The following is a 7,150-nucleotide window of genomic DNA, read 5'->3' as shown; positions in this document are numbered from 1 at the left end:
ATGCACTCATCACAGACAAAGACAGACGGGCCAGCAATGAGTTTTTTGACTTCGTGCTGGCTTTTACCGCAAAACGAGCAGTACAGCGTCTTCTCGCCGGTGGAGCCTTTTTTCTCGGCCCTTGTTGGGGATGCCTTTATCGTGACTTGGAGGACGGTTAACTAATGATAACCAATAAAAAAACGGCGTTTCTGTTACAGAAAACGCCGCTGTTGCGTCGCAGCCCGAAACCGTTTGCGCAGGCCAATCAGGGGCGTTTGGAAATCACCTGATCCACCACCCCATAGGTCTTGGCTTCATCGGCAAACATGAAATAGTCCCGCTCGGTGTCGCGTTCGATTTTTTCGACCGTCTGGCCGGTGTTGGCGGCCAAAATGCGGTTGAGCTGGTCACGCGTCTTGAGAATATCCCGCGCGTGAATTTCAATGTCTGAAGCCTGGCCCTGCGCGCCGCCGGATGGCTGGTTAATCATGACGCGTGAATTGGGCAGCTTAAAGCGCTTGCCTTTAGCACCGGCCGACAGCAAAAAAGCGCCCATACTGGCCGCCATGCCCACGCAAAGCGTCGACACATCCGGCTTGATGAACTGCATTGTGTCGTAAATCGCCATGCCGGCGGTCACGGACCCACCAGGGGAGTTGATGTAAAAGGAAATGTCCTTGTCCGGATTTTCGCTTTCCAGAAACAACAGTTGCGCCACCACCAGATTGGCGGTCTGGTCGTTGACCGGACCGACCAGGAAAATGACGCGCTCTTTCAGCAACCGAGAATAAATGTCGTACGAACGTTCGCCACGACCCGACTGCTCAATCACCATGGGTACCATGCCCAGGCCTTGCACTTCCTGGCTGACAGACTGGGGGCTGCCGTGGCCGCCGTAAATACTGGTTCTGATCATCAAATTTTCTCCAGAAATGGTTGTACTGTACCCAGAATGACTTGGGGCCTGCGCGGCAAAGCACAAGCCCCGGAATCAGCAGAAGCTGGCGCTCAGTTCTGGCCCATCAGCTCATCGAAAGCGATGGCTTTCTCGCTGACCTTGGCCTTGCCCAGGACAAACTCGGTCACATTATTTTCAATCACTACAGCCTCGACCTCAGCCATGCGGCGGTTGTCGCCCAGATACCAGCGCACCACTTCCTGCGGCTTTTCGTAGCTGGCGGCCAGCTCTTCGATGTGTGCCTTGAGTTGTTCGGGCTTGGCCTGCAATTCGTTGGCGCGTACCAGTTCGGCCACCACCAAACCCAGACGAACGCGTTTTTCAGCCTGCGGGCGGAAGATATCGTCGGGAATCGGCGCCTTGTCAGCGTCCTTGATGCCGCGCTGTTTCAGGTCAGCCCGGGCGCCTTCGACCATGCGGTCAAGTTCGGCCTGCACGCTTGAGTTGGGCAAGTCGAGTTCGGCGTTGGCAATCAACGCATCCATCACGGCATTTTTATTGCGGGCCAGCAAGCGAAACTTGACTTCGCGCTCGAGGTTTTTCCTGATGTCCGAGCGCAAGCCCTCGACCGTTGCGTCCTCAATGCCCAGCGACTTGGCCAGTGCTTCATTGACTTCGGGCAGGTGCGCCGCTTCAATTTTCTTGACCGTCACCATGAAATCAGCCTGTTTTCCGGCAACGTCCTTGCCGTGGTAATCGGCGGGGAAACTCAGCGGAAAGGTCTTGCTTTCGCCGCTTTTCATGCCGCGCACGGCGTCTTCAAATTCCTTGAGCATCTGGCCTTCGCCGACCAGAAACTGAAAAGCTTCGGCCTTGCCGCCAGCAAAGGTTTCACCATCGATCTTGCCTTCGAAATCGATGGTGGCACGGTCACCTTCCTGCGCTGGCGCATCGGCCGCACGCTGGGCAAAGGTGCGGCGCTGCTTGCGCAAAATGTCCAGCGTCTTGTCAATGGCGGCGTCGCTGACTTCAGCGCTGACCTTTTCAACCTCGGCATTGGTGAGATCGGCGATCTTGACTTCCGGATAAACCTCGAACACCGCATCAAAGGTCAGCTCGCCGTCTGGCGCGCCCTCTTTTTCGCTGATGCGCGGCTGCCCGGCAACGCGCAGCTTGGCTTCGTTGGCCGCCACGGCAAAGGCCTCACCCACCTTGTCGTTCATCACTTCGTAATGCACCGAGTAACCGTAGCGCTGGGTCACCACCGTCATGGGAACCTTGCCGGGACGGAAACCGTCCATCTTGACGGTGCGGGCCAGGCGTTTCAGACGTGCGTCAACTTCTGACTGGATGGTATTGAGGGGCAGCGTCAGCGTCATTTTGCGCTCGAGCTTTTCAAGATTTTCAACAGTCACGGCCATGATGGTTTCCTAAAATCAAAAAATATTCAAAACAGGGCTTGCGCCTGACAGGCTGCCTTTGCGCAGCTAAGCCTGGAGCCTGGGCATTATTGCCTCGGCAAAGCCTCAAGGATGGTGCGCGGGGCGGGACTCGAACCCGCACAGTATTGCTACCGTCAGGACCTAAACCTGGTGCGTCTACCAATTTCGCCACCCGCGCGCCTGAAATAAAAGCAAAAAACCCGAGGACCCTCGTATTTCCGCCTGGAATCGGTCAACTTTCTATTTTAACCTGTATCGCTGCCAATATAAAAAAGCCCACAGCGTGTTAACGGCCCCTTCAGGCTCGTGCCGGCTCCCGCTTGACGCGAAACCACGCCGCGTACATCGCCGGCAAGGCCAGCAGGGTCAGCACGGTGGCAACGATCAGCCCACCCATGATGGCCACCGCCATGGGCCCCCAGAAGACGCTGCGCGACAGCGGGATCATCGCCAGCACGGCGGCTGCGGCGGTCAGCACGATGGGCCTCAAGCGGCGCACGGCAGACTCGACAATCGCATCCCAGGCCGGCACTCCCCGGGCGCGGTCCTGTTCGATCTGATCGATCAGAATCACGGAATTGCGCTGAATCATGCCCATCAGCGCTATCACGCCCAGCAGGGCCACAAAACCAAAGGGCCGACCCAGCAGGATCAGCGCCCCTGCCACCCCGGCAATGCCGAGCGGGCCGGTCAGAAACACCAGCATCGCGCGGCTGAAGCTGTGCAGTTGCAGCATCAGCAGCGTGAAGGTGAGGAACAGCATGACCGGAATCCCGGCTGCAATGGAGGCCGAGCCCTTGCTGCTTTCCTCCACCGCGCCGGCCACCTGGATGCGATAACCCGTCATGCCCGAGTCATGCCATCTGGTTTCCAGCGCCTTGAGTTGCGGCTGCAGCTGCTGCGTCACGGTCGCGCCCTGCAGACCCTCCACAATGTCGCTTTGAACCGTAATGGCGTAGTCCCGGTTTTCGCGCCACATCACGCCCGGCTCCCAGGCAAACACCGGCTTGGCGATCTGTGTCAGCGGGATTGTCTTGCCCGACGCGGTGGGCAGGTAGGCATTGCCGAGATCGCTAATCGCCTTGCGTTCATCCGGCGGCTGGCGCAACACGATGTCTATCAGTTTGTCCCCTTCGCGGAACTGCCCCACCGACGAACCGCTCAACAGCGTGCGCGAGGCCTGAGCGATCGACTGGCTGGTGACGCCCAGTGCACGCGCCTTGGCCTGGTCTATCTCCAGCCGCACGACTTTGACCGACTCATTCCAGTTGTCATTCACGCCACGCGTGTTGGCGCTGGCCCGCATCACCGCCTTGACTTCATCGGCGCGCTCGCGCAGCACCAGCGGATCGTCGCCGACCACGCGAAACTGCACTGGATAAGGCACTGGCGGCCCATTGGGCAAAAGCTTGACGCGGCCGCGCACCTCGGGAAACTCCGTGGCCAGCAAGGCGGGCAGCCGGATGCGCAGCGATTCGCGCACTTTCAGGTCTTTGGGCAACACAATCATCTGCGACACATTGGTCTGCGGGAAAATCTGGTCCAGCGGCAGATAAAACCGCGGCACACCCGATCCCAGCCAGGTGCTGACCGACGTCACGCCCGCCTCCTGCATCAGGCGCTGCTCGACGCGCCTGGCAGTCGCTTCATTGGCGGCAAACGAAGTGCCCTCCGGGAACCAGATATCGACGATGATTTCCGGCCGGCTGGAATCCGGGAAAAACTGCTGCTGCACCCGCCCCATGCCCACAATGCCCAGCGCAAAAATCAGCACGGTGGCGCCGATCGTGAGCCAGCGGTGCTGCACGCACCAGTTGACCGCGCGGCGAAAGCGGTTGTAAAACGGGCTGTTGAACATCTCGTGGGGGCTGTCAAGACCTGCCTGAACCTCCTGCACATGCGGCGGCACCTTGAGCAGCAGCGTGCCCAAATAGGGGACAAAATAAACCGAAACGATCCAGCTGAGCACCAGCGCAATCACGGTGACGGCAAAAATCGCATAGGTGTATTCGCCGGTCACCGACTTGGCCAGGCCAATCGGCAAAAACCCCGCGGCGGTTATCAGGGTGCCGGTCAACATCGGCATGGCCGTAATTTCGTAGGCAAAGGTGGCGGCGCGCACCTTGTCGTAGCCTTCTTCCATCTTGCGCACCATCATTTCGACGGCAATGATCGCGTCATCGACCAGCAGCCCGAGCGCGATGATGAGCGAACCCAGCGATATCTTGTGCAGGCCGATATTGAGATACCACATGGCCAGAAAAGTCAGGCTCAGCACCAGCGGAATGGTGATGCCCACGACCAGACCAGGCCGCATATCAATGTAATAGCGTTTCCACAGCGGCAGCCGGCCTGCTCCCTGCTGCCGGCGTTGATGCAGGCCCAGGCTGACAAAACTCACCGCCAGCACGATCAGCACGGCCTCTATCAGCACGCCGACAAATTCGTTCACCGAAGACGCTACCGCCTTCGGCTGGTCCTGCATGTGGATCAGCTTGACGCCGGCCGGCAGGGTTCTGGCCAAACCCTGCGACAGCTTTTCAAGTGCCTTGCCCAGCGCGATGATGTCACCGCCCCGGGTCATGGCGACGCCCAGCGCAACCACTTCCTTGCCCTGGTGATGCACCTTGACCGACGGCGGATCGACGTAACCGCGCTGGATGCTGGCGATATCGCCGAGCAGCAACTGGCTGCCTCCGGCGCTCGTTCCGGCGCCATAGCCAGCACCCCGGATTGGCATGGCGCGCAATTGCTCCAGCGCTTCAAACTGGCCCGCCACGCGCACCTGCACCACATCGAGTGGCGTCTGCAACGCGCCAGCCGACTCGATCGCGTTTTGCTGGCCCAGTTGCGCCAGCACCTGGTTCAGGTCCAGCCCCAATTGCGCCAGCCGTTTCTGCGAGATTTCGATGAAGACTTTTTCGTCCTGCACGCCAAACAGTTCGACCTTGCTGACGTTCGGCACGCGCAGCAGTTGCTGGCGCACGTCATCGGCAAAAGTCTTGAGCTCGGCGTAGTTGAAGCCATCGGACTCCAGCGCGTAAATCACGCCATAGACATCGCCAAAATCATCATTGAAAAACGGCCCCTGAACGCCACCCGGCAGCGTGCCGCGCATGTCGCCGACCTTCTTGCGCACCGCATACCAGACATTGGGCACTTCGCTCGCTTTGGACAAATCCTTGATCTGGAAAATGATCTGCGACTCGCCAGGTTTGGAATAGCTGCGGATCCGGTCGGCATACGGCACCTCCTGCAACGTGCGCTCCAGCTTGTCGGTGACCTGCTCGGCCACTTGCTGCGCCGTCGCGCCCGGCCAGTAGGTGCGTACCACCATGGCGCGGAAGGTGAAAGGCGGGTCTTCGTCCTGCCCGAGCTGAAAATAGGCGGCAAAACCCAGCGCAATCAGCACCAGCAGCAGGTAGCGGGTCAGCGCGGCATGTTCCAGTGCCCAGCGCGACAGGTTGAAGCGGGCTGAAGGCGCAGCGGCGGGCCCGGCAGCCTGGTCGGTCGTCGTCTGTGTCATGCCGGGCTCACTTCGCGCTGGCGGCAGAGGCAGCTGAGGCAACCGGCACCGGTACGGAATTTGCTATCGAATCAGTAGCTGCCAGTGGCCGTAAATTCTGGACCCCCTGCACTTTTGACTGATAAATCGTGACTTTCTGCCCTGGCGACAGCACATGAACGCCGGCACCGACCACCAGCATCCCCGGCTGAAGGCCGGCAGCCACCACCGCCTCATTACCGTCGGCAGTCGCAATCTGGATCACCTGCGAGCGCACCGTCATGCTGGCCTTGTCAAGCACCCACACGGCCGTCGCCTGCCCATCCTGACGCAGGGCCGAGGTCGGCAACTTGATTACCGGCACGCCGCCAAGCCCGGCGCCTTCCAGGACGACATTCACCGTGGCGCCGAGCGGCGGCGGCTCTCTGGCGTCGATAGACACCTTGACCGGATAGGTACGCGTGACCGGATCACTGCTTGCCGCCACTTCGCGCACCTTGCCGGGCAAGTCGGCGACTTGTGCCCAGGCCCGCATCGTGACCGGTGCGCCCAGCTTAATGGCCGCCACCTTGTCTTCGGGCACCGAAAACACCACGTCGCGCACGCCGTCGGCCGCGATGCGCACCACGGACACACCGGCAGCCACCACTTGGCCCGGCTCTGCGTCGATCGCTGTCACCACGCCGGACACATCGGCCGTCAGCACGGCGTAGCCGGCCTGGTTGCCCTGAACGGCCAGCTGCGATTGGGCTTGTTCGAATTGCGCCTGAGCCGCCCTGAAGGTGGCGTCACGCCGCTCCAGTTCGGCGCCACTGATGAAGTTCTGATCCTTCAACTCCTTGTAGCGCCGGTAGTCAGCGGCGGCCAGGTTGCGATTGGCGGCGGCGGCGGCCAGCTGGGCGCGGGCAGCATCGGCGGCCAGCCGGTAATCCTGCGGGTCAAGCTCAGCCAGCACCTGCCCGGCCCTGACGCGCTGGCCCAGCTCGGCCTGGCGCTTGATGATTTTGCCGCCGACCCGAAAGCCCAGCCGGGACTCGACCCTGGCCCGCACTTCCCCGGCATATTCGTGCCTGGAAGAAAGCGCGCCGCCGCCCACGGTGATCACCTTCACGGCGCGAACCGGCTCCTCGGGCGGCGTGGCGCGGGAACAGGCCACCAGCAAAACAGCGACGACCGACAGGGATAAAACGCTTTTTTTCATGATGTGATTCGAAAAGGCTCGGGGTACTCGGGCAGGCGCTGCAAGTAGCGCAAAATCTGTTAATGACTGACCGGTTAGTAATCTATTAGAAATGCAAAACCTTTTCAAGCGACAATCCAGCG

General features: G+C 60.5%; 5 protein-coding genes and 1 tRNA gene. All 6 read right to left on the bottom strand.

The genetic code is table 11. The annotated features are described in order from the left end of the window. A partial coding sequence (locus HHJ19_RS16155) for a ClpX C4-type zinc finger protein (RefSeq protein ID WP_296908890.1) occupies window positions 1-140 on the bottom strand: 140 nt, incomplete at its 3' end. Between the two features lie 107 nt (window positions 141-247). Beyond that, window positions 248-826 carry an ATP-dependent Clp endopeptidase proteolytic subunit ClpP gene (gene clpP, locus HHJ19_RS16150; protein ID WP_296908889.1) on the bottom strand — a complete coding sequence of 193 codons (579 nt, stop codon included), beginning with the start codon at window positions 824-826 and terminating at the stop codon, window positions 248-250. 164 nt (window positions 827-990) lie between these two features. Further along, window positions 991-2,301 (bottom strand): trigger factor, encoded by a 1,311-nt coding sequence (gene tig, locus HHJ19_RS16145; RefSeq protein WP_296908888.1) that lies wholly within the window; start codon window positions 2,299-2,301, stop codon window positions 991-993. Window positions 2,302-2,413: 112 nt separating this feature from the next. Beyond that, a tRNA-Leu gene (locus tag HHJ19_RS16140) sits at window positions 2,414-2,500 on the bottom strand. Window positions 2,501-2,620: 120 nt separating this feature from the next. Continuing rightward, complete coding sequence (locus HHJ19_RS16135; RefSeq protein ID WP_296908887.1) at window positions 2,621-5,848, bottom strand: efflux RND transporter permease subunit; 3,228 nt, start codon at window positions 5,846-5,848, stop codon at window positions 2,621-2,623. A gap of 7 nt (window positions 5,849-5,855) precedes the next feature. Then, window positions 5,856-7,028, bottom strand: coding sequence for an efflux RND transporter periplasmic adaptor subunit (locus tag HHJ19_RS16130; RefSeq protein ID WP_296908886.1), 1,173 nt, complete (start codon window positions 7,026-7,028; stop codon window positions 5,856-5,858). Between the last annotated feature and the right edge of the window lie 122 nt (window positions 7,029-7,150).

Source organism: Polaromonas sp., from assembly GCF_012927415.1.
Lineage (GTDB): Bacteria > Pseudomonadota > Gammaproteobacteria > Burkholderiales > Burkholderiaceae_C > Polaromonas.
This window is presented reverse-complemented; position numbering and strand designations above follow the sequence as displayed.

What these genes read in the sequence shown, in the direction of transcription:
- clpP (WP_296908889.1), bottom strand. Translation starts at nt 826, where the DNA reads ATGGTACCCATGGTGATTGAGCAGTCGGGTCGTGGCGAACGTTCGTAC.
- tig (WP_296908888.1), bottom strand. Translation starts at nt 2,301, where the DNA reads ATGGCCGTGACTGTTGAAAATCTTGAAAAGCTCGAGCGCAAAATGACG.
- HHJ19_RS16135 (WP_296908887.1), bottom strand. Translation starts at nt 5,848, where the DNA reads ATGACACAGACGACGACCGACCAGGCTGCCGGGCCCGCCGCTGCGCCT.
- HHJ19_RS16130 (WP_296908886.1), bottom strand. Translation starts at nt 7,028, where the DNA reads ATGAAAAAAAGCGTTTTATCCCTGTCGGTCGTCGCTGTTTTGCTGGTG.